At 64.7% G+C, this 25,433-nt stretch carries 20 protein-coding genes; 12 read left to right on the top strand and 8 right to left on the bottom strand.

From position 1 onward, the window contains the following. The first annotated feature begins 232 nt into the window (after window positions 1-232). Window positions 233-586, top strand: coding sequence for a YkgJ family cysteine cluster protein (locus IRZ56_RS09080; protein WP_196144649.1), 354 nt, complete (start codon window positions 233-235; stop codon window positions 584-586). 3 nt (window positions 587-589) lie between these two features. On the opposite strand, the gene IRZ56_RS09075 is transcribed toward IRZ56_RS09080, so the two are convergent. Next, window positions 590-1,078, bottom strand: coding sequence for an Lrp/AsnC ligand binding domain-containing protein (locus IRZ56_RS09075; RefSeq protein ID WP_084855355.1), 489 nt, complete (start codon window positions 1,076-1,078; stop codon window positions 590-592). A gap of 154 nt (window positions 1,079-1,232) precedes the next feature. Between IRZ56_RS09075 and dadA the strand changes: the two genes are divergently transcribed. From dadA to IRZ56_RS09050, 5 genes are all read left to right on the top strand, one after another. Beyond that, on the top strand, window positions 1,233-2,534 hold the full coding sequence (gene dadA, locus IRZ56_RS09070) for a D-amino acid dehydrogenase (protein ID WP_196144648.1): 1,302 nt from the start codon (window positions 1,233-1,235) through the stop codon (window positions 2,532-2,534). An 85-nt stretch (window positions 2,535-2,619) separates the two neighbouring features. Beyond that, the gene (gene alr, locus IRZ56_RS09065; RefSeq protein WP_196144647.1) at window positions 2,620-3,693 is read left to right on the top strand and encodes an alanine racemase; all 1,074 of its coding nucleotides are present in this window, start codon (window positions 2,620-2,622) and stop codon (window positions 3,691-3,693) included. Between the two features lie 110 nt (window positions 3,694-3,803). Next, window positions 3,804-4,352 (top strand): cupin domain-containing protein, encoded by a 549-nt coding sequence (locus IRZ56_RS09060; RefSeq protein WP_084855358.1) that lies wholly within the window; start codon window positions 3,804-3,806, stop codon window positions 4,350-4,352. Window positions 4,353-4,506: 154 nt separating this feature from the next. Beyond that, window positions 4,507-4,911 carry a c-type cytochrome gene (locus tag IRZ56_RS09055; RefSeq protein WP_196144726.1) on the top strand — a complete coding sequence of 135 codons (405 nt, stop codon included), beginning with the start codon at window positions 4,507-4,509 and terminating at the stop codon, window positions 4,909-4,911. Window positions 4,912-5,126: 215 nt separating this feature from the next. Further along, the gene (locus tag IRZ56_RS09050) at window positions 5,127-6,989 is read left to right on the top strand and encodes an acetyl-CoA hydrolase/transferase family protein (protein WP_196144646.1); all 1,863 of its coding nucleotides are present in this window, start codon (window positions 5,127-5,129) and stop codon (window positions 6,987-6,989) included. Between the two features lie 95 nt (window positions 6,990-7,084). Here the strand turns inward: IRZ56_RS09050 and xpt are convergent, their stop codons facing one another. Both xpt and rep read right to left on the bottom strand, forming a co-directional pair. Next, complete coding sequence (gene xpt, locus IRZ56_RS09045) at window positions 7,085-7,657, bottom strand: xanthine phosphoribosyltransferase (RefSeq protein ID WP_084855360.1); 573 nt, start codon at window positions 7,655-7,657, stop codon at window positions 7,085-7,087. A 71-nt stretch (window positions 7,658-7,728) separates the two neighbouring features. After that, entirely contained in the window at window positions 7,729-9,738 is a 2,010-nt protein-coding gene (rep, locus tag IRZ56_RS09040) for a DNA helicase Rep (RefSeq protein WP_070572124.1), read from the bottom strand. A 250-nt stretch (window positions 9,739-9,988) separates the two neighbouring features. Between rep and IRZ56_RS09035 the strand changes: the two genes are divergently transcribed. Then, the gene (locus tag IRZ56_RS09035; protein WP_196144645.1) at window positions 9,989-11,653 is read left to right on the top strand and encodes a putative bifunctional diguanylate cyclase/phosphodiesterase; all 1,665 of its coding nucleotides are present in this window, start codon (window positions 9,989-9,991) and stop codon (window positions 11,651-11,653) included. 92 nt (window positions 11,654-11,745) lie between these two features. Here IRZ56_RS09035 and IRZ56_RS09030 read toward each other — a convergent pair whose 3' ends face one another. Next, entirely contained in the window at window positions 11,746-13,134 is a 1,389-nt protein-coding gene (locus IRZ56_RS09030; protein ID WP_196144644.1) for a NorM family multidrug efflux MATE transporter, read from the bottom strand. A gap of 157 nt (window positions 13,135-13,291) precedes the next feature. On the opposite strand from IRZ56_RS09030, the gene IRZ56_RS09025 reads away from it, so the two are divergent. Then, window positions 13,292-14,260 (top strand): LysR substrate-binding domain-containing protein, encoded by a 969-nt coding sequence (locus tag IRZ56_RS09025; RefSeq protein WP_196144643.1) that lies wholly within the window; start codon window positions 13,292-13,294, stop codon window positions 14,258-14,260. Window positions 14,261-14,312: 52 nt separating this feature from the next. Here the strand turns inward: IRZ56_RS09025 and IRZ56_RS09020 are convergent, their stop codons facing one another. Next, a complete protein-coding gene (locus tag IRZ56_RS09020; RefSeq protein ID WP_196144642.1) occupies window positions 14,313-15,698 on the bottom strand; it encodes a VOC family protein in 1,386 nt (461 codons plus the stop codon). Window positions 15,699-15,875: 177 nt separating this feature from the next. Further along, a complete protein-coding gene (locus IRZ56_RS09015; protein WP_196144641.1) occupies window positions 15,876-16,766 on the bottom strand; it encodes a LysR family transcriptional regulator in 891 nt (296 codons plus the stop codon). A 135-nt stretch (window positions 16,767-16,901) separates the two neighbouring features. Here IRZ56_RS09015 and IRZ56_RS09010 point away from each other — a divergent pair, with 135 nt between their 5' ends. Together IRZ56_RS09010 and IRZ56_RS09005 are read left to right on the top strand one after the other, a co-directional pair. Further along, window positions 16,902-18,392 (top strand): aldehyde dehydrogenase family protein, encoded by a 1,491-nt coding sequence (locus tag IRZ56_RS09010; protein ID WP_196144640.1) that lies wholly within the window; start codon window positions 16,902-16,904, stop codon window positions 18,390-18,392. Window positions 18,393-18,552: 160 nt separating this feature from the next. Further along, window positions 18,553-19,839: an NAD(P)/FAD-dependent oxidoreductase gene (locus IRZ56_RS09005; protein ID WP_196144639.1), complete on the top strand. Its 1,287-nt coding sequence runs from the start codon at window positions 18,553-18,555 to the stop codon at window positions 19,837-19,839. 44 nt (window positions 19,840-19,883) lie between these two features. On the opposite strand, the gene IRZ56_RS09000 is transcribed toward IRZ56_RS09005, so the two are convergent. Further along, window positions 19,884-21,311, bottom strand: coding sequence for a mechanosensitive ion channel family protein (locus IRZ56_RS09000; protein WP_196144638.1), 1,428 nt, complete (start codon window positions 21,309-21,311; stop codon window positions 19,884-19,886). A 241-nt stretch (window positions 21,312-21,552) separates the two neighbouring features. Between IRZ56_RS09000 and ycaC the strand changes: the two genes are divergently transcribed. Then, window positions 21,553-22,182, top strand: a complete 630-nt coding sequence (gene ycaC / locus IRZ56_RS08995) for an isochorismate family cysteine hydrolase YcaC (RefSeq protein ID WP_043213448.1) — start codon at window positions 21,553-21,555, stop codon at window positions 22,180-22,182. 361 nt (window positions 22,183-22,543) lie between these two features. After that, complete coding sequence (locus IRZ56_RS08990) at window positions 22,544-24,385, top strand: amidohydrolase (protein WP_196144725.1); 1,842 nt, start codon at window positions 22,544-22,546, stop codon at window positions 24,383-24,385. Window positions 24,386-24,484: 99 nt separating this feature from the next. Here IRZ56_RS08990 and IRZ56_RS08985 read toward each other — a convergent pair whose 3' ends face one another. Next, window positions 24,485-25,396 (bottom strand): LysR substrate-binding domain-containing protein, encoded by a 912-nt coding sequence (locus IRZ56_RS08985; protein WP_196144637.1) that lies wholly within the window; start codon window positions 25,394-25,396, stop codon window positions 24,485-24,487. Window positions 25,397-25,433: the final 37 nt, after the last annotated feature.

Raw genomic sequence — 25,433 nt, 5'->3', positions numbered from 1 at the left:
CTGGGGCTGGTGGGCTAGGCGAGGAGGATAAGCCGGGGCTCTGGGGCGGGCAACCGGCCAGCCCTGCTTGACGCGATCAACTCTAGGAGCGGCCTTGTGCCGCGAAAGGGGCGCAGCGCCCCCCACAGTTATAGTGCGGGGGCCGCTTTGGGGCCGGTTCGCGGAACATGGCCGCTCCTACAGTGGGGCGGCGCTATATAATCTGGTCAATTTCCCTGCTTTGTACCCGACCATGTCCTGCAACAGCCACAAGATCCATTTCCTGCGCGAACTGATCCCATCCTTCGAGTGCGAACCCGGCTGCCATGATTGCTGCGGCCCGGTCACCACTTCGGCTGAAGAAATGGCCCGCCTGCCGCGCAAGCCCCGCGCCGAGCAGGACGCCGCGCTGGAGCGCCTGGACTGCGTGCACCTGGGCCCCAACGGCTGCACGGTCTACGAAGAGCGCCCGATGATCTGCCGCCTGTTCGGCACCACGCCACGCCTGGCCTGCCCGCGGGGCCGGGGGCCCGACCAGATGATCGAACCCGAGGCCGAGCAACTGGTGCACCAGTTCATCGCCAGCACCCGCCAGGTGCTGGTCTGAACCTTACTCCGGAATCGGCAGGCAGAGGCTTTCCTTCACCTCTTCCATGACGATGTAGCTCTTGGACTCGCGCACATGGGGCAGCTTGAGCAGGATGTCGCCCAGCAGCTTGCGATAGGAGGCCATCTCCGAGATACGTGCCTTCACCAGGTAGTCGAAGTCGCCGGACACCAGGTGGCATTCCAGCACATGGGGCAGCTTGAGCACGGCGCGGCGGAACTCCTCGAAGGTGTCGCCGGACTTGTAGTCCAGGCTGATCTCGACGAACACCAGCAGGCTGCCCTTGAGGTGCTGCGGATTGAGCCGGGCGTTGTAGCCCATGATGATCCCCTCACGTTCCAGCCGGCGAACCCGCTCGGTGCAAGGTGTGGTGGAAAGGCCGACCTTTTCGCCCAGTTCGGTGAACGAGATGCGCCCGTCGTTCTGCAGGATGCGCAGGATATTGCGGTCGATCTTGTCCAGTTCACGCTTGCTCTGGTGCTGGGTTCTCATAGGGGATGCCCCTCCGTGAAAGGCGATTTTGCCGAGAATTCTCGCCAAATATAGGCTTTTATATAGTGAAATGCACTGGCTATTCCTCCATATACTGCGGCCATCCAGCCATTTCAACAAAAGACTGCGGTTGACCGCGTGCGAGGGATAAACAATGCGAGTTCTGGTACTTGGTAGCGGTGTGATCGGAACCGCCAGTGCCTATTATCTGGCCCGGCAAGGTTTCGAAGTGACGGTGGTCGACCGCCAACCAGCGGTGGCCATGGAAACCAGCTTCGCCAACGCCGGCCAGATCTCGCCCGGCTATGCCTCGCCCTGGGCTGCCCCTGGCGTGCCGCTCAAGGCCATCAAGTGGCTGCTCGAGCGTCATGCCCCGCTGGCCATCAAGCTCACCGGCGACGTCGACCAGTACCTGTGGATGGCGCAGATGCTGCGCAACTGCACCGCCAACCGCTACGCGGTGAACAAGGAGCGCATGGTGCGTCTGTCCGAGTACAGCCGCGACTGCCTCGACGAGCTGCGCGCCGAAACCGGTATCGCCTACGAAAACCGCTCCCTGGGCACCACCCAGCTGTTCCGTACCCAGGCGCAGGTGGATGCCGCCGCCAAGGATATCGCCGTGCTCGAGCAGTCCGGCGTGCCTTACGAGCTGCTCGACCGCGACGGCATCGCTCGTGTCGAACCTGCCCTGGCCGGCGTGAAGAACATCCTGGCCGGCGCCCTGCGCCTGCCCAACGATCAGACCGGCGACTGCCAGCTGTTCACCACCAAGCTCGCCGAAATGGCGCTCAAGCTGGGCGTGGAATTCCGCTTCGACCAGAACATCCAGCGCCTGGACTTCGCCGGTGACCGTATCAACGGCGTGTGGATCGACGGCAAGCTGGAAACCGCCGACCGCTACGTGCTGGCCCTGGGCAGCTATTCGCCGCAGATGCTCAAGCCGCTGGGCATCAAGGCGCCGGTGTACCCGCTCAAGGGTTACTCGCTGACCGTGCCGATCACCAATGCCGACATGGCGCCGACCTCGACCATTCTCGATGAAACCTACAAGGTCGCCATCACCCGGTTCGACAACCGTATCCGCGTAGGCGGCATGGCCGAGATCGCCGGGTTCGACCTTTCGCTGAACCCGCGTCGCCGCGAAACGCTGGAGATGATCGTCAATGATCTCTATCCTCGCGGCGGCGACCTGAGCCAGGCCAGCTTCTGGACCGGCCTGCGCCCGGCCACCCCGGACGGCACCCCGATCGTGGGCGCCACCCCGTACCGCAACCTGTTCCTGAACACCGGTCACGGTACCCTGGGCTGGACCATGGCCTGTGGCTCCGGTCGCCTGCTGGCCGATTTGATCGCGCGCAAGAAGCCGCAGATCAGTGCCGAAGGCCTCGACATTTCCCGTTACGGCAACAACCGGGAAGTGACCAAGCACGGCCAGGCCGCGCCTGTGCATCAGTGATTGGCCTGCTTCACCAGCCCTATCGCCGCCTTGCCGGCGATAGGGCAACACCGATTTCAACCTGAACCACCATAAGGCTGCCGCCATGCGTCCCGCCCGTGCCCTCATCGACCTCCAAGCCCTCCGCCACAACTATCGCCTGGCCCGTGAACTGTCCGGTGCCAAGGCCCTGGCCGTGATCAAGGCCGATGCCTACGGGCATGGCGCGGTACGCTGTGCCCTGGCCCTGGAAACCGAAGCCGACGGCTTTGCGGTGGCCTGCATCGAGGAAGCGCTCGAGCTGCGCGCCGCCGGGATCAAGGCGCCGGTGCTGCTGCTCGAAGGCTTCTTCGAGGCCAGCGAGCTGGCGCTGATCGCCGAGCACGACCTGTGGTGCGTGGTGCAGTCACTGTGGCAGTTGGAAGCGATCGAGAACACGACTGTCCACAAGCCATTGACCGTCTGGCTGAAGATGGACACCGGCATGCACCGCGTGGGCCTGCACCCGAAGGACTACCAGGAGGCCTACCAGCGCCTGCTGGCCAGCGGCAAGGTGGCGCGTATCGTGCTGATGAGCCACTTCGCCCGCGCCGATGAACTGGACGTGGATGCCACTTCCCAGCAGGTGGCGGTGTTCGAAGCCGCCCGCCAGGGCCTGGCTGCCGAATGCAGCCTGCGCAATTCCCCGGCGGTGCTGGGCTGGCCCCAAGTGCCGAGCGACTGGGTACGCCCGGGCATCATGCTCTACGGCGCCACGCCCTTCGAAGTCTCCCAACCCCAGGCCGAGCGCCTGCAACCGGTGATGACCCTGCAATCGCGTGTTATTGGCGTGCGTGAGCTGCCGGCCGGCGAGCCGGTGGGTTATGGCGCCAAGTTCATCACCCCGCGCCCGACCCGGGTCGGCGTGGTCGCCATGGGCTATGCCGATGGCTACCCACGTCAGGCGCCCACCGGTACCCCGGTGATGGTCGCCGGCAAGCGCAGCCAGCTGATCGGGCGGGTGTCCATGGACATGCTCTGCATCGACCTGACCGACGTGCCCGAAGCCACCATCGGCAGCCCGGTGGAGTTGTGGGGCAAGCAGGTGCTGGCCAGCGAGGTGGCAGCCCAGGCGGGCATGATCCCGTACCAGATCTTCTGCAACCTCAAGCGCGTGCCGCTGGACTATATCGGCGAATAAGCGGCTGAAGCGGACAGGTTGCGGGGCAAAGTGTTGTAAATACTGAACGGCATCGCCATCATATCGTTCACACTTTGCTCCCATCTCGACCGTTTCAGGAGGCTCCAGCTTTGGACGTCGGTGAACGACTGCAAGCCATCCGCAAGCTCAAGGGCCTGTCCCAGCGTGAACTCGCCAAGCGCGCGGGCGTTACCAACAGCACCATCTCGATGATCGAGAAAAACAGCGTGAGCCCGTCGATCAGCTCCCTGCGCAAGGTGCTCAGTGGCATTCCCATGTCGATGGTGGAGTTCTTCTCCGTCGAGCTCGCTCCCGAAAGCCCTACGCAGATCGTCTACAAGGCTCACGAGCTGATCGACATCTCCGACGGTGCGGTGACCATGAAGCTGGTGGGCAAGTCGCACCCCAACCGGGCCATCGCCTTTCTCAACGAGGTGTATCCGCCTGGCGCCGACACTGGTGAAGAAATGCTCACCCATGACGGTGAGGAAACCGGCATTTTGCTCGAAGGGCGCCTGGAGCTGGTGGTCGGCACCGAGACCTTCGTCCTCGAAGCGGGCGACAGCTACTACTTCGAAAGCACCCGGCCGCACCGTTTTCGCAACCCCTTCGACGAGCCTGCCCGGCTGATCAGCGCAGCGACACCGTCGAACTTTTGATCCAGCGCAGTGCATTGTTCCGGCAATATCCCTTTCCCTTGTAGGGTCGTTTCACGGTCCCTGGGTTCCCGCTATACTTTCAAACGCTCGCAGATCCGTGGCCGCGGGCGTGATTAGCCACCATGAGGGTGTTCGCGTGAACCAAATCAAGAAGATGCTGGCCGTACCAGCAGCCGTATTCGCCCTTTGGGCAATGAGCGCAACCGCTGCGACCAACGACGACCTTGCCAAGCGCCTCGAGCCGGTCGGCCAGGTGTGTGTCCAGGGCCAGGAATGCAAAGGCATGGCCGTGGCTGCCACTGCGGGTGGTGGCGGCGCCAAGACGCCGGACCAGATCATCGCCAAGCACTGCAATGCCTGCCATGGCAGCGGCCTGCTCGGCGCACCGAAGATCGGCGACACCGCAGCCTGGAAAGAACGTGCGGACCACCAGGGCGGCCTCGACGGCATCCTGGCCAAGGCCATCACCGGTATCAACGCCATGCCGCCGAAAGGCACCTGCGCCGACTGCTCGGACGAAGAGCTCAAGGGCGCCATCAAGAAGATGTCGGGGCTCTGAACCCAGCCTGATACCCGCAAGCCCGCCTTCCATGGCGGGCTTTGTTTTTGGTCCAATCGCGGGACAAGCCCGCTCCCACAAGTTCAATGCTACCCTCCAGAGCGGCGCGAAACCTGTGGGAGCGGGCTTGTCCCGCGATTGGGCCGGCATGTTCAGCAGCCTGTCCAAAGCCCATGTCTAATCTCTGCATGCACGGATGTTCACAGGAGGCCCAGATGGCGCAATGCGTTTCCATCGACCAGGCGGTAGAACAGGTCCTCGCCCGCCTGCCCAACCACATCCACATGGGCCTGCCGCTGGGCCTGGGCAAGCCCAATGCCTTCGTCAATGCGCTCTACGCCCGGATACGCGAATGCCCCGAGCGCCAGCTGACGATCTACACCGCCCTCAGCCTCGGCCGCCCGTCGCTGGGCGATGGCCTGCAGCGGCGCTTCCTCGAGCCGTTCGTGGAGCGGGTCTTCGCCGACTACGAAGAGCTCGACTACCTCGCCGACCTGCGCAATGACACCCTGCCTGCGAACATCCGCATCGAGCAGTTCTTCCTGCAGCCGGGCAGCCTGCTGCACAGCCAAGCGGCGCAGCAGGACTACGTCAGCAGCAACTACAGCCATGCGGCGCGCGACATCAACGCCAAGGGCCTGAACTTGGTCGCCCAACTGGTGGCCGCCTCGCCCGAGCGCCCCGGCCAGCTCAGCCTGGCCTGCAACCCGGACATCACCCTCGACCTGTTGCCGATGCTGGCCCGGCGCCGCGCCGCGGGCGAAACCATCCTGCTGCTCGGCCAGGCGCACACCGAGCTGCCCTACATGCCTGGCGATGCCGAGCTCGGCGAGGATGACTTCGACCTGTTGATCGACGCGCCCGAGCAGCGCCGGTTGTTCTCTACGCCGAACATGCCGGTATCGACCCAGGACCACTGTATCGGCTTGTATGCCAGTGCCTTGGTGCGCGATGGCGGCACCTTGCAGATCGGCATCGGTGCCATGGGCGATGCCGTCGCTGCGGCGCTACTGGCCCGACAGGGCGACAACGCCGGTTACCGTGCGGTGCTCCAGGCGCTGGACGTTGCCCCTTGGCAGGCCTTGATCGACCGGGAAGGGGGCCAGGACGCTTTCGCCGAGGGGCTCTACGGTTGCAGCGAAATGTTCGTCAATGGCCTGCTGGCGCTGGTCGAGGCAGGGGTGATCCGGCGCCCGGCCGATGAGCGCGGGGCACTGGTGCACGGCGGGTTCTTCCTGGGCCCGCAGGCGTTCTACCAGCGCTTGCGGGAGATGTCCCTCGAGCAGCGCGGGCGTTTCGCCATGACCGGCATCGGCTTCATCAACGAGTTGTATGGTCAGGAAACGCTCAAGCGCCGCCAGCGCCGAGACGCCCGTTTCGTCAACACGGTGTTCGGCATGACCTTGCTAGGGGCGGGCGTGGCCGACCAGCTCGAGGACGGCCGGGTGCTCAGCGGCGTAGGCGGGCAATACAACTTCGTCGCCCAGGGCCATGCCTTGGACGGCGGGCGCTCGATCTTGTTGCTGCGCAGCTGGCGCGAGGCGGGCGGCGAGGTGACCTCCAACCTGTTCTGGACCTACGGTCACTGCACCATCCCCCGGCACCTGCGCGATATCGTGGTGACCGAGTACGGCATCGCCGACGTGCGCGGGCAGACCGACAGCGAGGTGATCGCCAGGTTGCTGGCGATCAGCGACTCACGCTTCCAACCGCAGTTGATGGAACAGGCCAAGGCAGCGGGCAAGCTGCCGAAAGATTTCCAGCTGGATGCGCGCTTCACCGACAACACGCCCGAGCGCCTGGAGGCGATTCGCGAGCAGCATGGGCGGCTGTTCCCGGAATATCCGCTGGGGTGCGATTTCACGGCCGAAGAACGGGATTTGCTGCGGGCGCTGAATTGGCTCAAGAGCAAGTTCAAGCTGAGCGAGGTGCTGGAGCTGGGCAAGGCAGCGCTGGATGCGCCCGCGCCCGAGGCCTACGCGGCGCAATTGGCACGCATGGGGCTGGAGCAGCCGCAGGGGCTCAAGGAAGAGTTGTACCAGCGGCTGTTGCTGGCGGGGTTGGCGGCAACCGGATGAATGGCCGGGGCTGCTGTGCAGCCCTTTCGCGGCCCAAGGCTGCTCCTACAGGGAACGCGATCTTCTGTAGGAGCGGCCTTGGGCCCCGAGGGCCATCACTCGATGAACGTGACCACGCCACCTTCCAGCGACTTCACCCGCGCCAGGGACTCGACGCGATAGCCCTGGCGATCCAGCTCGGCACGGCCGCCTTGGAACGACTTCTCGATCACGATGCCCAGGCCCGCAACGGTGGCACCGGCCTGCTTGATGATCGAGATCAGCGCCTGGGAGGCCTTGCCGTTGGCCAGGAAGTCGTCGATCACCAGCACACGGTCGCTGCTGTTGAGATGACGCGGCGAGATGGCCACGGTGTTCTCGGTCTGCTTGGTGAACGAGTACACCGAGGCGGTCAGCAGGTTCTCGGTCAGGGTCAGCGACTGGTGCTTGCGGGCGAAGATCACCGGCACGCCCAGCTTCAGGCCGGTCATCACCGCCGGGGCGATGCCCGACGCTTCGATGGTGACGATCTTGGTCACGCCCGAATCGGCGAACAGGCGGGCGAACTCGTCGCCGATCAGCTGCATCAGCGCCGGGTCGATCTGATGGTTGAGAAACGCGTCGACTTTGAGAACCTGGTCGGAAAGCACGATGCCTTCTTCGCGAATCTTCTGCTGCAGTGCTTCCACTGTGGTATTCCTCGATGTAGCAAAGGTGGCCGCAGCCAAGGCCGCGACAAAGGTTAGAGAGTAAGGGTTGGTCAGCGTCTGAGCATTGCCCGGATGTCGGCCAGTGCGTTATTGCCGCGAGCGGCCTTCACTTCGACCGGCGCATCGTCCAGGCCTTCCCAGGCCAGGTCGTCCGGCGGCAGTTCGTCGAGGAACCGGCTGGGCGTGCAGTCGATGATCTCGCCGTATTGCTTGCGCTTGGCGGCGAAGGTGAAAGCCAGGGTCTGGCGCGCGCGGGTGATGCCCACGTAGGCCAGGCGCCGCTCTTCCTCGATGGTGTCGGCCTCGATGCTGGAGCGGTGCGGGAGGATTTCCTCCTCCATGCCCATGATGAACACGTAAGGGAATTCCAGGCCCTTGGAGGCATGCAAGGTCATCATCTGCACACCTTCGGCGTTTTCTTCCTCTTCCTGCTGGCGCTCGAGCATGTCGCGCAGCACCAGCTTGCCGATGGCATCCTCGATGGTCATGTCACCCTCTTCGTCCTTCTCGAGGGTGTTCTTCAGGGCATCGATCAGGAACCAGACGTTGCTGATGCGAAACTCTGCCGCCTTGTCGCTGGCGGTGTTCTGGCGGATCCAGTTTTCGTAGTCGATATCGCGGACCATGTCGTGCAGAGCGGCGATCGGGTCCTCCAGGGCCACGCGCTGGCGCACCCCGTCGAGCCAGTGCTTGAAGCGCTGCAGACGCTCGGTATAGCGGGCATCGAGGTGTTCGCCCAGGCCCAGCTCCTCGCTGGCGGCGTACATCGACACGCCACGTTCGGTGGCATAGTTGCCGAGCTTTTCCAGGGTCGTGGAGCCGATCTCCCGGCGTGGCACGTTGATCACCCGCAGGTAGGCGTTGTCGTCGTCCGGGTTGACCAGCAGGCGCAGGTAGGCCATGAGGTCCTTGACCTCCTGGCGACCGAAGAAGCTGTTGCCGCCGGAAAGGCGGTAGGGCACCTGGTGGTGCTGGAGCTTGAGCTCGATCAGCTTGGCCTGGTAGTTGCCCCGGTAGAGGATGGCGAAGTCGCTATAGGGGCGGTTGGTGCGCAGGTGCAGGGTGAGGATTTCCATGGCCACGCGCTCGGCCTCGGCTTCCTCGTTCTTGCAGCGGATGACACGGATCTCGTCACCGACGCCCATCTCGCTCCACAGCTGCTTTTCGAAGGCGTGGGGGTTGTTGGCGATCAGCACGTTGGCGCAGCGCAGGATGCGGCTGGTGGAGCGGTAGTTCTGCTCCAGCATCACCACCTTCAGGGAGGGGTAGTCCTCCTTGAGCAGCATGAGGTTTTCCGGGCGAGCGCCGCGCCAGGCATAGATCGACTGGTCGTCGTCGCCCACCACGGTGAACTGGTTGCGCATGCCGATCAGCATCTTCACCAAGAGGTACTGGCTGGCGTTGGTGTCCTGGTATTCGTCCACCAGCAGGTAGCGCACGCGGTTCTGCCAGCGCTCCAGAACGTCCTTGTGCTCCTCGAACAGCTTCACCGGCAGCAGGATGAGGTCGTCGAAGTCCACCGCGTTGAACGCCTTGAGCGTACGCTGGTAGTGGGTGTAGACGATGGCGGCGGTCTGCTCGCGCGGGTTGCGCGCCTTTTCCAGGGCCTCGGCCGGCAGGATCAGGTCGTTCTTCCAGGCACCGATCATGTTCTTGATCTCGTCGATGCCGTCGTCGCCGGAGTATTCCTTCTGCATGATGTCCGACAGCAATGCCTTGATGTCGGTCTCGTCGAAGATCGAGAAGCCAGGCTTGTAGCCCAGGCGCTCATGCTCCTTGCGGATGATGTTCAAGCCCAGATTGTGGAAGGTGCACACGGTCAGGCCGCGGCCTTCGCCGGGGCGCAGCAGGGTGCCGACCCGCTCCTTCATCTCGCGCGCCGCCTTGTTGGTGAAGGTCATGGCCACGATGTACTGGGCACGGATGCCGCAGTTCTGGATGAGGTGGGCGATCTTGCGTGTGATCACGCTGGTCTTGCCGGAGCCTGCACCGGCGAGCACCAATAGAGGGCCGCCGACGTAGTCACAGGCTTCTTGTTGCCGGGGATTGAGTCGGGACATGCTAGAAACCGGGGGTCACCAGAAAATAGCCGCGCATTCTAGCAGGCATGGGGCGGTTGTGGCGCGACCGTCTGACAGTGTGACGCAGGGCATGAATCAGATTTGCCGCTTTCGTCGGTTTCGCGCAGGATGCACGACAAATTGTGTCGGGGTGCTGGCCAGGGAATGGCACCTGGAGTAAAAATCATTTCTGCCCACGGGGTGGGATGTCTGCGCTCGCCATTCTACCGTTCAAGCCTAAGGAGCCCGCTTGTCCACGCCTGTCGAACCGTTGCGTTTGCTGCTGTTGGCCGATGAGCCGGAATGGGCCGCCCTGCTGCGCGAGTGCGTGCAGCCGTTGGCGGGCAGCGCGGTATTGCTGACCGCACCGAACTGGGAGTCGGTCGACAGCCTGTTCACCCATGACCACCAGGCAGTGGTGCTGGCGACGCCGGCCCTGCAGCCCGCACCGGGCTGCTGCGAGCTGCCGACCATCCTGCTGCTCGACGACGAGCCCGAAACGCCGCCGGCGGCGGTCAGCGACTGGCTGGTGCGCGAGCAGCTGAGCAGCGATGCCCTGCGTCGCTCCCTGCGACATGTCCGCGAGCGTGGTGTGTTGGTGGCTACGCTGCAGCGCCTGGCCGAGCAGGACCCATTGACCGGCATCGCCAACCGCCAGGGCTTCCAGGCCCTGCTGACCGCGCGCCTGGCGCAGAACGACGGCCGTGGCGTAGCCCTTGGCCATCTGGACCTGGACAACTTCCGTCACGTCAACGACGCCCTTGGCCACCAGGGCGGCGACCGGCTGATCTTGCAGGTGGTGGCGCGCCTGAAGCAGCAGTTGGAAGCCGGTGACCAGCTGGCCCGCCTGGGCAGCGACGAGTTCGCCCTGCTGATCGACACCCGGCGCGATGCCAACCGCGCCGAATGGGTGGCCGAACGCATCGTCGAGGCGTTGGCCGAGCCCTACTGGATCGACGGCGAAAGCCTGCTGCTCGGCTGCAGCCTGGGCCTGGCCCATGCCCGCGCCCAGGCCGGCGCCGACCCGCTGATGTGGCATGCCCACATCGCCATGCGCCAGGCCAAGGGCAGCCAAGGCTGCACCTTCCATGTGTTCAATGAACGGATCAACCACAACGCCCGCAGCCTCGCCGACCTCGAAGGCGAGCTGCGCCGGGCGCTGCGCCGCGATGAGCTGGAGTTGCATTACCAGCCGCGGCTGAGCCTTGCCGACGGGCGGATCGTCGGGCTCGAGGCCCTGGTGCGCTGGCGCCACGCCGAGCGCGGGCTGTTGCCTCCGAGCGAATTCGTGCCCCTGGCCGAGCAGAGCGGCCTGATCGTGCCCTTGGGCTACTGGGTGATCTCCCGCGCCCTGCGCGATATGCAGGCCCTGGGCGAAAGCGGCCTGGCACCGTTGCACATGGCGGTGAACCTGAGTTTCCGGCAGTTCCAGGACAGCCAGCTGCTGGCCACCTTGAGCCGCCTGATCATCGAGCATGGGGTCGATGCCCGTTGGCTGGAATTCGAACTCACCGAGACCGCGGTGATGCGCCGCAACGAGCTGGTGCAGCAGACCATGGACGCCCTCGGGCGCCTGGGGGTGCGGTTCTCGCTGGATGACTTCGGCACGGGCTTTTCATCGTTCGTGCACCTGAACAGCCTGCCGATCACCTTGCTCAAGGTCGATCGCAGCTTCGTCGGCGGCATGGAGCTGCGCGAGGAAAACCGCAAGCTGGTGCACGCCATGATCAACCTGGCGCACAACCTCAACCTGGAGGTGGTGGCCGAAGGGGTCGAGACCGAGGAGCAGATGGCATTGCTGCGCGGGTTCGGCTGCGACCAGGTACAGGGTTATCTGGTCAGCAAGCCGTTGCCGGTGGGCGAGTTGACGGAATACCTGCAACAAGCGGCCAAGCCGCAGCTCGTGAGCGTATAAGGGGAGGGCTGCGCCGCCGGCCACCAGGACCGGCGGTGATCCATGTAGGAGCGGCCTTGTGCCGCGAAAGGGCCGTACCGCGGCCCCGGCAGTCAAACCGACACTACCACCCTGTCGGCCTTGCTCGCCTTGCCCAGCATCCGCTTGGTCCGCCACTCGAAGCCAATGGTCAGCGCCACCGCCGCACAGGCCAGGCCCAATGCCAGGCCCCACCACACGCCCACCGCACCACCGCCGAGGGTGAAAGTGAACAGCCAGGCGCTGGGCGCGCCCACCAGCCAGTAGCAGCACAGGCCGATGAGGAAGGTGGTCTTGGCGTCCTTCAGGCCACGGATCGAGCCCATGGCGATGGTCTGCATGCCGTCGAACAGCTCGAACCAGGCCGCCACCATCAACAGGCTGACGGCCAGCTGGAAGATCGCCGCGAAGGCTGGGTCGTTCCGGTCGATGAACAACGCTACCAGCGCCTCAGGCAGCAGCCAGAACAGCGCCGCGAAGGCGAACATGATCATCGCCCCGAAGCCGATCCCCACCCGCCCGGCGCTGCGCGCGGCCAACAGGTTGCCGGCGCCGTAATACAAGCCCACGCGCATGGTCACGGCATAGGAAAGCCCCGTCGGCACCATGAATGCAGTAGAGACGATCTGCAGGGCGATCTGGTGCGCCGCCAGCTCCGTGCTGCCCAGCACCCCCATGCACAGAGCGGCGAAGGCGAACAGGCCGACTTCCACCATGTAGGTGCCGCCGATCGGCAGGCCCAGGCGCCACAGCTCGCGCAGTGCCGGCAGCGACGGCCGCGACAGGCCCTTGCGCAGCGGGTAGTCGGTATAGGCCTTGTGCCAGCGGATGTACAGCGCCAAGGCGATGGCCATGCCCATGGATACCACGGCGGTGACCAGGCCGATGCCCATCAGCCCCAGCTTGGGCAAGCCGAACATGCCTTCGATCAAGGCGTGGTTGAACAGGTAGTTGAGCACCGTGCCCACCAGGCTGATGACCATCACCGGCGTCGAACGGCCCAGGGCGCTGGTGAAGCCGCGCAAGGCCATGAACGTCAGGTAGCCGGGCAGTGCCAGTGGCAGCAGGGTGAGGAATTCCATGGCCGAGGCGACGTTTTCGGGTTTCTGGCCGAACAGCAGCAGGGCCGGTTCCAGGTTCCACAGCACCAGCCCAGCCCCCAGGGCCAGGCCCCAGGCCAGCCACAACCCGTTCTGCGCCAGCCGGGTCGCGCCAGGCACGTCGCCTGCGCCCTGGCGAATGGCGACCAGCGTGCCGACCGCAGCGATCACGCCCAGGCAGAAAATCGACACGAACGAATAGCTGGCCGCGCCCAGGCCGCCACCGGCCAGGGCCTGGGGGCTGATGCGGGCCATCATCAGGGTGTCGGTCAGCACCATCAGCATGTGCGCCAACTGCGAGGCGATCAGCGGGCCGGCCAGGCGCAGCAGAGCCTTGAGTTCGGTAGTGGGCGCGACGTGCATGGAGGTGTCCTTTTTCCGGGAGCTGTTGAGCGAAGCGTCGATTCTGAGGCTTCGGTCAACTTTGCACAAAAGGATAAAAGCGATCGTTGGCATGAGTTGAACTCATGTATGTATGATCCGTTGCATACCATTGGTGTTCCCGCAGGGTAGGTGCGAAATGTCCCGTCAGCTTCCCCCGCTGTATGCGTTGCGCGCATTCGAAGCCGCTGCCCGGCTGAGCTCGTTCACCCGGGCTGGCGAGGAACTCTCCATCACCCAGAGCGCAGTCAGCCGGCACATCCGCACCCTGGAAGAGCACTTCGCCTGCCGCCTGTTCGTGCGCAATGGGCGCAGCCTGCAGCTCACCGAGGCGGCGCGGATGTTGCTGCCTGGCGTGCGCGACGGCTTCAGCGCGCTGGAACGGGCCTGCGATACCTTGCGAGGCGAGGACGACATGCTGCGCATGAAGGCCCCTTCGACCCTGACCATGCGTTGGTTGTTGTCGCGCCTGAGCCAGTTCCGCCACCAGCAACCGGGCAACGAAGTGCAGCTGACCAGTGCCTGGATGGATGTGGACCATGTGGACTTCAACCAGGAGCCCTTCGATTGTGCGGTGTTGCTCAGCGACGGGGCGTTCCCGTCCGACTGGGAAGTGCGGCGGCTGTTCTCGGAGCTGTTGATCCCGGTGGGCGCGCCCGACCTGCTCAAGGACGGGCCCTGGGACGAACGGCGGTTAGCGGGTATCGAGCTGTTGCACCCAACACCTGATAAACGCGATTGGCGCGCCTGGCTAACCCGCATGGGGCTTACCGACAAGGTTTCGCTCAAGGGCGGGCAGGTGTTCGATACCCTGGAGCTGGGCATGATCGCGGCGGCGCGTGGCTATGGCATTTCCATGGGGGACTTGCTGATGGTCGCCGAGGATGTCGCCCAGGGGCGGTTGAGCCTGCCCTGGCCGACGGCGGTGCCCAGTGGCATGGACTACTACCTGGTATGGCCAAGGACGCGGCCTGGGGGAGAGCGGTTGCGCCGGTTGAGCGCATTCCTGCAGGAAGAGGCTGCGGCGATGAACCTGCCGGATGTCAGGATCCTCGAGGGCCAATCGCGGGACAAGCCCGCTCCCACAGCAAGCGCACAGTTCTCGTGAACAGTGGTGAGCCTGTGGGAGCGGGCTTGTCCCGCGATAGCGATCTGAAGCGTTACAACGCGCCCAGGTTCAGCGCCTGTGCACAGGCCTGCAGCGACCGCTGCTCGCTCTGAGCATACAAGGCCAGTTCATCCTGCACCTTCATCTGCAGTGCCGCCTCGAAGGCCTCGCGGTTGGCATTGCTGCCATAGTCGGCCTGTGCCTCGTCGCCCAGGTTGGACTGGAAGATCCCCGCCGCGCTCACGGGCAGGAAGTCCTCGTACACCAACGCTTCGAAATGCACATGGCCGGCATCGATCAAGCCCTGCAAGGTGGTTGGGCGCCCCTGCTGATCGCGTGCCGCCAGGCCCTTCTCGGTCGCGAAGTAACGGAAGTACGCAAGCCCTTGCTCGCGCATCTGCGCCAAGTCATCCGGAAACGCGGCGAAGTGCTCGGCCAGCAGCGCTCGGTAGCGCTCGGCATTGGCCTCGGCCGGTACGCCGTCCAGGGCGGCGCGGGTGGCATCGAGCAGGCGGTCGTAGAGCTGACGGCCCTTGGGTGTCAACGCCGCGCCACGCTGTTCGATCTCGCCGAAGCGCGCGGTATGGCTGCCTTGCGCATCGCTGAAGGCGACCTTTTCCTGCAGGGCCTTGAAGCTGGTCTGGCGCAGCAGGATCGGATGGCGGCGGGTGGGCGGGCCTTCGACCACTGCTTTGGGCGGGATGCCTTTGGCCGGCATGCCCAGCTGGATGGCGTCGATGTCCAGGGTGCGTGGGGTCAAGTGGTTGATGTGTGGGCCTTTGAAGGCCACCACATCGGCGATCAGGCGATGCTGGTCGTGCAACTGCTGGTATTGCTCGGCGGTCACCGTGGCGTCCTGGTGCCAGCGGAAGGTGTGCAGCGCTTCCTGGACGAAGGCTTCGGCGTCGGCAGCGCCCAGGCCACCGTCGCGCTCGCATTGGGCGATCAATTCCAAGGCGCGCGGGGTGAAGATCTTGCGCTTGGCCAGGATGCCCTGGGCCAACTCGCGCAGTTGCGGGTTGTCGATAAGCTCCAGGCGCAGCAGGGAGGTGAACACCCGGAACGGGCTGATGTGCAGCGACTGCTCATGCACGGCTCGGAAGGCGGTGGAGTGCACCGGTACGCCGGCCGAGCTCAGGTCGTAATAACCCACTGGCTCCATGCCCATCACCGCGAACAGCCGGGCGATGGTCGCCAGCTCCTCGGCGGTACCGACGCGAATGGCGCCATGGCGCTCCTGGTCGAGGCGCTCGATCTCGCCGGTCCAGCGCAGGGCCTCGGCGACCGTGGGCTGCTGGGTCATCACCTGCTGGTTGATTTCGCTCACCAGCTCCAGCAGCGTGCCATACAGGGGCACTTCCTGTTTGTACATGAGCGACATGGCGGCAGAGAACTGCGCGCGGATGCTGTCGGGGCTGACGAAATCATGGGCGGGCATCGCTAGCTTCCTGGAGGTGAGTGGATACCCGTACATGAAAGCGGGGAATGCACTTTCCTCACAAGCGAAAAAAAGTGCAGGTGTCATTCCTTTTGCGATTGATGATCGCGAGTGTTGCGCCATGCCTGTAGGCGCGGGCTTGCCCCGCGACGGCCCGCAAAGCGGGCTCGATAACAGTCAGCCCTGCAATTGCTCCCGAACCCACTCCACCAATGCCCGCACCTTCGGCACTTCCGCCGCATGCTCGGCAAAGGCCAGGTAATGGGCACCTGGGCTTTTCATCGCATGGTCCCAGGCCACCACCAGGCTGCCCTCGGCCAATTCTCGGGTCACCAGGTAGCGCGGCACCAGGGCCACGCCACAACCGGCCTGGGCTGCGCTCAGCGCCATGTAGAACGTATCGAAGCGCGGCCCGTGGTAGCTGTTGTCGGTGTGCAGGCGCTGCTCCAGAAACCATTCATGCCAGGCCTCTGGCCGCGAGGTGCTTTGCAGCAGCACCAGCTCGGCCACTTCGCCAGCATCGTGCAAGGCCCGTCCTTGCAATAGCTCAGGTGCGCATACCGGTACCACCTCCTCGCCGAACAGTTCCACGCAGGTGGCGCCCGGCCAGGTTCCCTGGCCATAGAAGAACACCGCATCGGCCGAGCCCTGGAGCAGGGCGAACGGCTCCATCTCATTGCGGATGTCGAGGTGGATGTTAGGGTGGCGCTTGCCGAACCCCTTCAAGTGCGGGATCAACCAACGCACGCCGAAACTCGGCTGGGTGGCTACCTTCAAGACTTCGGTCTGCTCGCCGTAGGTCAGGACGTAGCGGCTGGACATGTCCACCTGGGTGAGGATCTTGTTGACCTCGGCCAAGTACAGCGAGCCCGCGGGCGTCAGTTGCAGGCGCCGGCGAATGCGCAGGAACAGGTGGTGGCGGAGCATTTCCTCGAGCTGCGCGACCTGCTTGCTGACTGCGCTCTGGGTCAGGTGCAGTTCCTCGGCGGCACGGGTGAAGCTCAGGTGACGGGCAGCGGCCTCGAAGCACTGCAGGGCAGTCATCGATGGCACCAGGCGTTTGGACATAGCGGTCTCTACGGCGGTTTGGTCATTACCTGACGGAATGATATGCGGAATAAAGGTCGTTTGTTGCGCCAGTGTCATCGGATTAATACTGATCCACATCAGGTTTTCAACCTCCACCTTCTGTAGGAGAAGCACATGGTCGCTGGATTGCTCGAGCGCCTCGGCGTTGCCGCCGAGGCTTATACCCAGGGTGACTACCCTGTTCACACGCCGATCGATGGCAGCCAGATCGCCTCGGTGAAGCTGCTCGGCAAGGCCGAGACCACCGCACGCATCGACCAGGCGCAAAAAGCCTTCGAGGCCTGGCGCAACGTGCCAGCCCCGCGTCGCGGCGAGCTGGTGCGCCTGTTTGGCGAAGTGCTGCGAGCGCACAAAGCTGAGCTGGGTGAGCTGGTGTCCATCGAGGCCGGCAAGATCACCCAGGAAGGCCTGGGCGAAGTCCAGGAAATGATCGACATCTGCGACTTCGCCGTTGGCCTGTCGCGCCAACTGTACGGCCTGACTATCGCCTCCGAGCGCCCGGGCCACCACATGCGTGAATCCTGGCACCCGCTGGGTGTGGTGGGCGTCATCAGCGCCTTCAACTTCCCGGTTGCCGTTTGGGCCTGGAACACCGCGCTGGCGCTGGTGTGCGGCAACGCCGTGGTATGGAAGCCGTCCGAGAAGACGCCGCTGACCGCCCTGGCTTGCCAGGCACTGTTCGAAAAAGCCCTGAACGCCTTCGGCGATGCACCGCAAGGCCTGAGCCAGCTGGTGATCGGCGGCCGTGAAGCCGGCGAAGCCCTGGTGGACGACCCGCGCGTACCGCTGGTGAGCGCCACAGGCAGCACCCGCATGGGTCGTGAAGTCGGCCCGCGCGTCGCGGCCCGCTTCGGGCGCAGCATCCTCGAGCTGGGTGGCAACAACGCCATGATCCTGGCCCCGAGCGCCGACCTGGACCTGGCCGTGCGCGGCATCCTGTTCTCGGCAGTCGGTACCGCCGGCCAGCGCTGCACCACCCTGCGCCGCCTGATCGTGCACCGCTCCATCAAGGACGAAGTGGTCGCTCGCGTCAAAGCCGCGTACGGCAAGGTTCGCATCGGTGACCCACGCAAGGACAACCTGGTCGGCCCGCTGATCGACAAGCAGTCCTTCGATGCCATGCAAGGCGCACTGGCCAAGGCCCGTGACGAAGGCGGCCAGGTGTTCGGCGGCGAGCGCCAGCTGGCCAGCGAATACCCGAACGCCTACTACGTTTCGCCGGCCATCGCCGAGATGCCGGGCCAGAGCGACGTGGTGCGCCACGAGACCTTCGCCCCGATCCTCTACGTGCTGGCCTATGACGACTTCGAAGAGGCCCTGCGCCTGAACAACGAAGTGCCGCAAGGCCTGTCCTCGTGCATTTTCACCACCGACATTCGCGAGGCCGAACGCTTCCAGAGCGCCTCGGGCAGCGACTGCGGCATCGCCAACGTCAACATCGGCACCAGCGGTGCGGAGATCGGCGGTGCGTTCGGCGGCGAGAAGGAAACCGGCGGTGGCCGTGAGTCCGGCTCCGATGCCTGGAAGGGTTATATGCGTCGCCAGACCAACACCGTGAACTACTCGCGCGAGCTGCCGCTGGCGCAGGGGATCGTGTTCGACTGACGATCGCAGGCGGGGGCTTTGCCCCCGGTTCGCGGCACAAGGCCGCTTCTACAGGGATTGCGCTGCGGGCCATTGGCGGCGCGATCCACGTAGGAGCGGGCTTGTGCCGTGATGGGTCGCAACGCGGCCCCAACAAGAACAACATTGCTGGAGCCGGGCCATGTCCGAACTGCGTCAAGAATGTCTGTGGGAGTTCGCCACCAAACCAACCGTCGCCACCCAGGCCCTGGCCGGTGAGCACAAGGCCGATGTCTGCGTGATCGGCGGTGGCATCACGGGCCTGTCGGCGGCGATCCACCTGCTCGAGCAAGGCAAGTCGGTGATCCTGCTCGAGGCCTGGAAGATCGGCCACGGTGGCTCCGGGCGCAACGTCGGCCTGGTCAACGCCGGCACCTGGATCCGCCCCGACGACGTCGAGGCGACCCTCGGCCTGCAACAGGGCAGCCGCCTGAACAAGGTGCTCGGCGAGGCCCCGGCGGAGGTGTTCGCCATGATCGAGCGCCTGGGCATCGACTGCCAGGCCCAGCACAAGGGCACCCTGCACATGGCGCACAACGCCACCGGCATCGCTGACCTGGAGGCCCGCCATGCCCAGTGGAGCCGGCGCGGCGCCGACGTCGAGCTGTTGACCGGCGCGCGTTGCCAGGAATATTGCGGCACCGACAAAATTTCCGCCGCGCTGCTCGACCGCCGCGCCGGCACCATCAACCCCATGGGGTACACCCAAGGCCTGGCCGCCGCCGTGGTGCGCTTGGGCGGCCGATTGTTCCAACAGTCCTCCGTCCAGGGCCTGGAGCGTGACGGTGATGACTGGCGGGTGAACACCGCCCGCGGCTCGGTGCGTGCCGACAAGGTGGTGATTTCCACCGGCGCATACACCGAAGGCGAGTGGAGCAACCTGCAGAAGCACTTCTTCCGCGGCTACTACTACCAGGTCGCGTCCAAGCCCTTGCAAGGCGCTGCGGCGGACAAGGTCCTGCCTCACGGCCAGGGCTCCTGGGATACCCGCACCGTACTCAGCAGCATCCGTCGCGACGACCAGGGCCGCCTGTTGCTGGGCAGCCTGGGGCGGGTCGACAACAAGCCAACCTGGTTCGTGCGCAGTTGGGCCGACCGCATCCAAAGCCATTACTACCCGGAGCTGGGCAAGGTCGAATGGGAGATGCATTGGACCGGTTGCATCGACTTCACCCCCGACCATTTGATGCGCCTGTTCGAGCCGGCCCCTGGGCTGGTGGCGGTGACCGGCTACAACGGTCGCGGCAACACCACCGGCACGGTGATCGGCCGGGCCTTCGCCGAATTCCTGCTCAAGGACGACCCGGACAGCCTGCCGATCCCGTTCTCGCCCATGAAGCCGGTAAAAGCGCCTTCGTTGCGTACCGCGTTCTATGAGTCCGGGTTCTCGCTGTACCACGCAGGCCAGTGCTTGCGGGTAGTCCTCTAACTACCGATGCAGGCAGGCCGCTCCTACAACGGGCGCGTCGAGGCTTACTTGTGCAACCAGCTGAGGAACCCGCCTTTCTTGACCTGCGGCGGCTTCTGCAGCAACAGAGACTCTCGGCTCTGGCGGCGGAACCGCTGCAGCTTGGTCAGCGCCGATTGCACCTCGCCACGCTGGACCAGGCAGCTGCGTACCTGTTCCTTGTCGATGCGATAGAGCAGGCAACCGGTGAGCGTGCGGAACTCGGCGAAGGAGTCCTCATCGTCGATAAGCCCCTCGATCCCCAGCACCTCGCCTGGCCCCATGCGCCCGGCTTCGACCAGCCGTTCGCCATCGCGGATCGACGCCGAGACCACGCCGCTGCCAATCACCAGTAAATGGTCGGACTGCTCGCCCACGCCGAGGATCACCTGGTCAGCCAGGTATTCCACGGCGGTCATGCGCTGGCTCAGGGCATCGCGCTCATCACTGGTCAACGAGCGGAACACTCGCACCTCGTCCAGCAGGTCGCGCTGGCGGCTACGCGGTGGCAGGGCAAGGTCGACGTTCCACATCACGCCGCTGGCCTCCAGGTGGCGGTGGGCCAGGTCGAACAGCTGGTTACGCACCTCGGTCTTGCGCGCCATGCTGGCGACGAAGCCGCTGGCTTCGTATTCCACCGATTCCAGGGTCGAGGTCTTGACCGTCACCTTGGGCGAGGGGCTGCTGAGCAACGCACTGGTGCCTTGCAGGGCCTTCTCCAGGGCATCGAATACCCGCTTGGGACGCACTTTGGCCGGCACCACCACACTGATCGATACCCCATGCACGTCCGCTGGACGACTGAAGTTGAGCAGCTTGGCCTTGGCCACCACCGAGTTCGGCACCACGGCCAGGCTGCCGTTGCCGGTGAGCAGGCGTGTGGCTCGCCAGTCGATGTCCAGCACCTTGCCCTCGGTGCCATCGATGGAGATCGCATCACCGATCTGATAGGGCCGCGTTGTGTTGAGCACGATGCCGGAGAACACGTCCGCCAAGGTGCTCTGCAACGCCAGGCCGATGACGATGGCCATGACCCCTGACGTCGCCAGCAGGCCTTTGACCGGCAGTTGCAACACATAGGCCGCCGCTGCGATCACCGCTGCCACGAAGATCAGCGCCCCAAGCACGTCCTGCAGCAAGCGCCCGCCGTGGCCGCCGCGGGCGATCAACAGCAGGCCGAACACCACCGCCACCGTGCGCGCGAAGAACAGCCACCAGGCGATCTCCAGCGCGGTGGCTATCAGGTTGCGAGGCACGTCCTCTGCCCAGGGCGGCGGTTGCAAGGGACTCAAGCCTGCCGTCAGCAGAACCCAACTGAACAGCAGGAAGATCATCAGCCGGACGGTGATACGACCGACCCGGCGCTCGGTCGGGATCAACTGCCACAGCAGCAGGTCCAGAAAGACAAGACAGGCGCCGAGCAGCAACGGTGAGGACTGGATGAAGGCCAGCATTTTGGTCTCGGTGAGGAAAAGGATCGAAAGGTAGTAAAGAGCAGGGCGCTGGCGCCGGCAACCAGGATCTAGAGGGTAGGAGGCGGTAGCTCCGTGGGAGCGGGCTCGCCCCGAGATAGCGTTCTAAAAATAGAACGCATGAGCCAATTTTCGCCATCTAGTGCTGCAAAGGTGGTGCTTTTAATCTGTGTCCATGCAGTCAAGGCAACACCCCTACTCACTACTTGAAGGAACACAGACCATGAGCAAATTCACCTACAACCGTCTGGACAAGAACAACGCCGCCGTTCTGCTGGTCGACCACCAGGCTGGCCTGCTCTCGCTGGTACGTGACATCGAGCCGGACCGCTTCAAGAACAACGTGCTCGCCCTGGCTGACCTGGCCAAGTACTTCAACCTGCCGACCATCCTCACCACCAGCTTCGAGCAAGGCCCCAACGGCCCGCTGGTGCCCGAGCTCAAGGCGCAGTTCCCCGATGCCCCTTACATCGCCCGCCCAGGCCAGATCAACGCCTGGGATAACGAAGATTTCGTCAAGGCGGTGAAAGCCACCGGCAAGAAGCAGCTGATCATCGCCGGTGTCGTGACCGAAGTGTGCGTGGCCTTCCCAGCGTTGTCGGCCCTGGAGGAGGAGTTCGAAGTGTTCGTGGTCACCGATGCCTCCGGCACCTTCAACGAAATGACCCGCGACGCCGCCTGGCGCCGGATGGAAGCGGCCGGTGCGCAGCTGATGACCTGGTTCGGCGTGGCCTGTGAGCTGCACCGCGACTGGCGCAACGACATCGAAGGCCTGGGTACCCTGTTCTCCAACCACATCCCGGACTACCGCAACCTGATGACCAGCTACAGCACCCTGACTGCCGGTAAGTAAACCTCCTCGCCATGGCGCCGGATACCGGCGCCATGGCCTTCGACCACCGCCGTATCTGTGGGAGCGGGCTTGCCCCGCGATCAAGGGCGAAGGCCATGGCAGGCAGCACGAACCTCCAACAGGGCTAACCTTTCACAGCCCACCGCACGTCTACCCAGGCCCTGATCAGCCCCAACCGGCATGCGCCCCAGTTGTGCCTGCCACCCAGACGGAGAAGCCCATGTCCAAGGACCGCAACGACACGACCCGTCGCCAGTTCATCGCCGCCAGCACCGTACTCGGTGCCGCGGGCGCGCTCTGGTCCGCATTGCCCTTCACCGGCGCCGCCGGTTCCGCTCACGCATCTACCCAAGGAGGCGCCATGACGGCCGACCTGGTTCTGTTCAACGGCAAACTGCATACCGTTGACCGCGAGAAGCCGACCGCGACCGCCGTCGCCATCAAGGACGGCCGTTTCATCGCCGTGGGCAGCGACGCCGAGGCCATGGCCCACAAGGGCGCCACCACCCAGCTTATCGACCTCAGGCAGCGCACGGTGATCCCTGGCTTGAACGACTCGCACCTGCACCTGATCCGCGGTGGCCTGAACTACAACCTGGAGCTGCGCTGGGAAGGCGTGCCGTCGGTAGCCGATGCCCTGCGCATGCTCAAGGACCAGGCCGCGCGCACACCCACTCCACAATGGGTGCGTGTGGTCGGTGGCTGGAACGAATTCCAGTTCGCCGAAAAACGCATGCCGACCCTGGACGAAATCAACCAGGCTGCGCCCGACACTCCGGTGTTCCTGCTGCACCTCTACGACCGCGCGCTACTCAACCGTGCCGCCCTCAAGGCTGTGGGCTACACCAAGGACACCCCCAATCCGCCGGGTGGCGAGATCCAGCGCGACAAGTTCGGCAACCCGACCGGCATGCTCATCGCCCGCCCGAACGCCATGATTCTCTACGCCACCCTGGCCAAGGGGCCGAAGCTGCCGCTGGAATACCAGGTCAACTCCACCCGCCAATTCATGCGCGAGCTCAACCGCCTGGGCTTGACCAGCGCCATCGATGCCGGCGGCGGCTACCAGAACTACCCGGACGACTACCAGGTGATCCAGGAGCTGGCCGACAACGACCAGCTGACCGTGCGCATCGCCTACAACCTGTTTACCCAGAAGCCCAAGCAGGAACTGGCCGACTTCAAGAGCTGGACCTCAAGCGTCAAGCTCCATGGCGGCAACGACTTCCTACGCCACAACGGCGCCGGCGAAATGTTGGTGTTCTCGGCTGCTGACTTCGAAGACTTCCTCGAGCCGCGTCCTGACCTGCCGCAAACCATGGAACAAGAGCTCGAACCGGTGGTGCGCCATCTGGTGGAGCAGCGCTGGCCGTTCCGCCTGCATGCCACCTACAACGAGTCGATCTCGCGCATGCTCGACGTCTTCGAGAAGGTCAACCGCGACATTCCGTTCAATGGGCTGCCGTGGTTCTTCGACCACGCCGAGACCATCACCCCACAGAATATCGAGCGTGTGCGGGCACTCGGCGGAGGTATCGCCATCCAGGACCGCATGGCCTTCCAGGGTGAGTATTTCGTCGACCGCTACGGTGCGAAGGCCGCCGAACAGACTCCGCCGATCAAGCGCATGCTCGACATGGGCGTACCGGTGGGCGCCGGTACCGACGCCACCCGCGTGTCAAGCTACAACCCGTGGACCTCGCTGTACTGGCTGGTCAGCGGCAAGACGGTCGGCGGCATGGCGCTATACCCGCAAGGCCTGAGCCGCGATACCGCGCTGCAGCTGTTCACCCAGGGCAGTGCCTGGTTCTCCAGCGAGCAGGGCAAGAAAGGCCAGATCAAAGTGGGCCAGCTGGCCGACCTGGCGGCGCTGTCGCTGGACTTCTTCAGCGTCGAGGAAGAAGCGATCAAGGGGATCGAGTCGGTGCTGACCATCGTCGATGGCAAGGTGGTGTATGGCGCGGCGGAATTCGACAGGCTCGGCCCGCCACAAGTGCCGGTGTTGCCGGAGTGGTCGCCGGTGACCAAGGTGCCGGGGCATTGGCGAGTCGGTACGCCATCGTTGGCGGCGGTGGCCCACCAGTGCGTCGGCCCTTGCGGGGTGCATGCACACAGCCATGAGAAGGCGCGTCATTCGAATGTACCGGTGAACGACTTCCAAGGCTTCTGGGGCGCACTGGGTTGCTCATGCTTCGCGTTCTGAGTGCGCACACTCCTCCGTAGGAGCGGCGCCGCGAAGGGGCTGCAACGCAGCCCCAGGACGACACCGCACACCGGCCGAGGCGGCTTCGCTCTCTCGCTATCAAGCCATGTCGCTGATGGCGAACTCCTCGGCCAAATGATCGATCAACGCCCGTACCGACGGCAGCAACCCCCGTCGCGAAGGGAAGATCGCATGCACGATACCGCAACGCGGGTGCCAACCTGGGACCAACTCCACCAACCGGCCCGCGGCCAGATCGTCGCGCACCGCCACCCGGGGCAAGTGCGCGATACCTACCCCGGCCACCACGAAATGGCGCAGGGCGAACAGGTCGTCGGTGACCACGCGGGGCGTATGGGGGATGACGAGGCTGCGACTAGTGTCCTCGCCGTGGAACAGCTCCCAGCGGTATTCACGCTGGGCGCTGCCCCAATGCAGGCTCGGCAGCTGGCCGAGCATCAGTGGGTCGAAGCCTTTGGGCAGCCCGTCCAGGAACTGCGGTTGGCCGACCAGGCACTGGGTGCTGTTGCTCAGCACCTTCATCACCATGTCGGTGTTTTCCAGCGGCGGGAAGCGCACCCGCAAGGCGATGTCGAAGCCCTCGTGCAATAGGTCGACACGGCGATTGGTGCTCTCGATGAACAGTTCCACCTGCGGATACTTGATCATGTAGCGGGTCAGCATCGGCCCGACCCAGGAATTGAGCAGGGTGGTCGGGCAACTGATGCGCACCAGCCCGCGCGGTTCGCTGCGGTTGCGCTCGATGATCTCCGCCGCCCCTTCGGCCTCCACGCGCATGGCCAGGCAACGGTTGTAGTAGGCCTGGCCGATCTCGGTGAGCGAGCAGTGGCGGCTGGTGCGATGCAGCAGCCGCACGCCCAGACGCTCTTCCAGGTCGGCGATGCGCCGGCTGAGCTTGGACTTGGGAATGTCCAGCGCCCGGCCCGCCGGGGCGAAGCCGCCGTGCTCGACTACCTGGGTGAAGTAGTAGAGGGAATTGAGGTCTTCCAATGATCGGTCTCCGGATGCTTGGCTGCCTGGGTTGGCC

The organism is Pseudomonas guariconensis (assembly GCF_015680235.1).
In the GTDB taxonomy this organism is placed as follows: Bacteria; Pseudomonadota; Gammaproteobacteria; order Pseudomonadales; family Pseudomonadaceae; genus Aquipseudomonas; species Aquipseudomonas guariconensis_A.
Note: the sequence above shows the minus strand (reverse complement) of the source record. Positions and strands in the feature narration are given on the sequence as shown.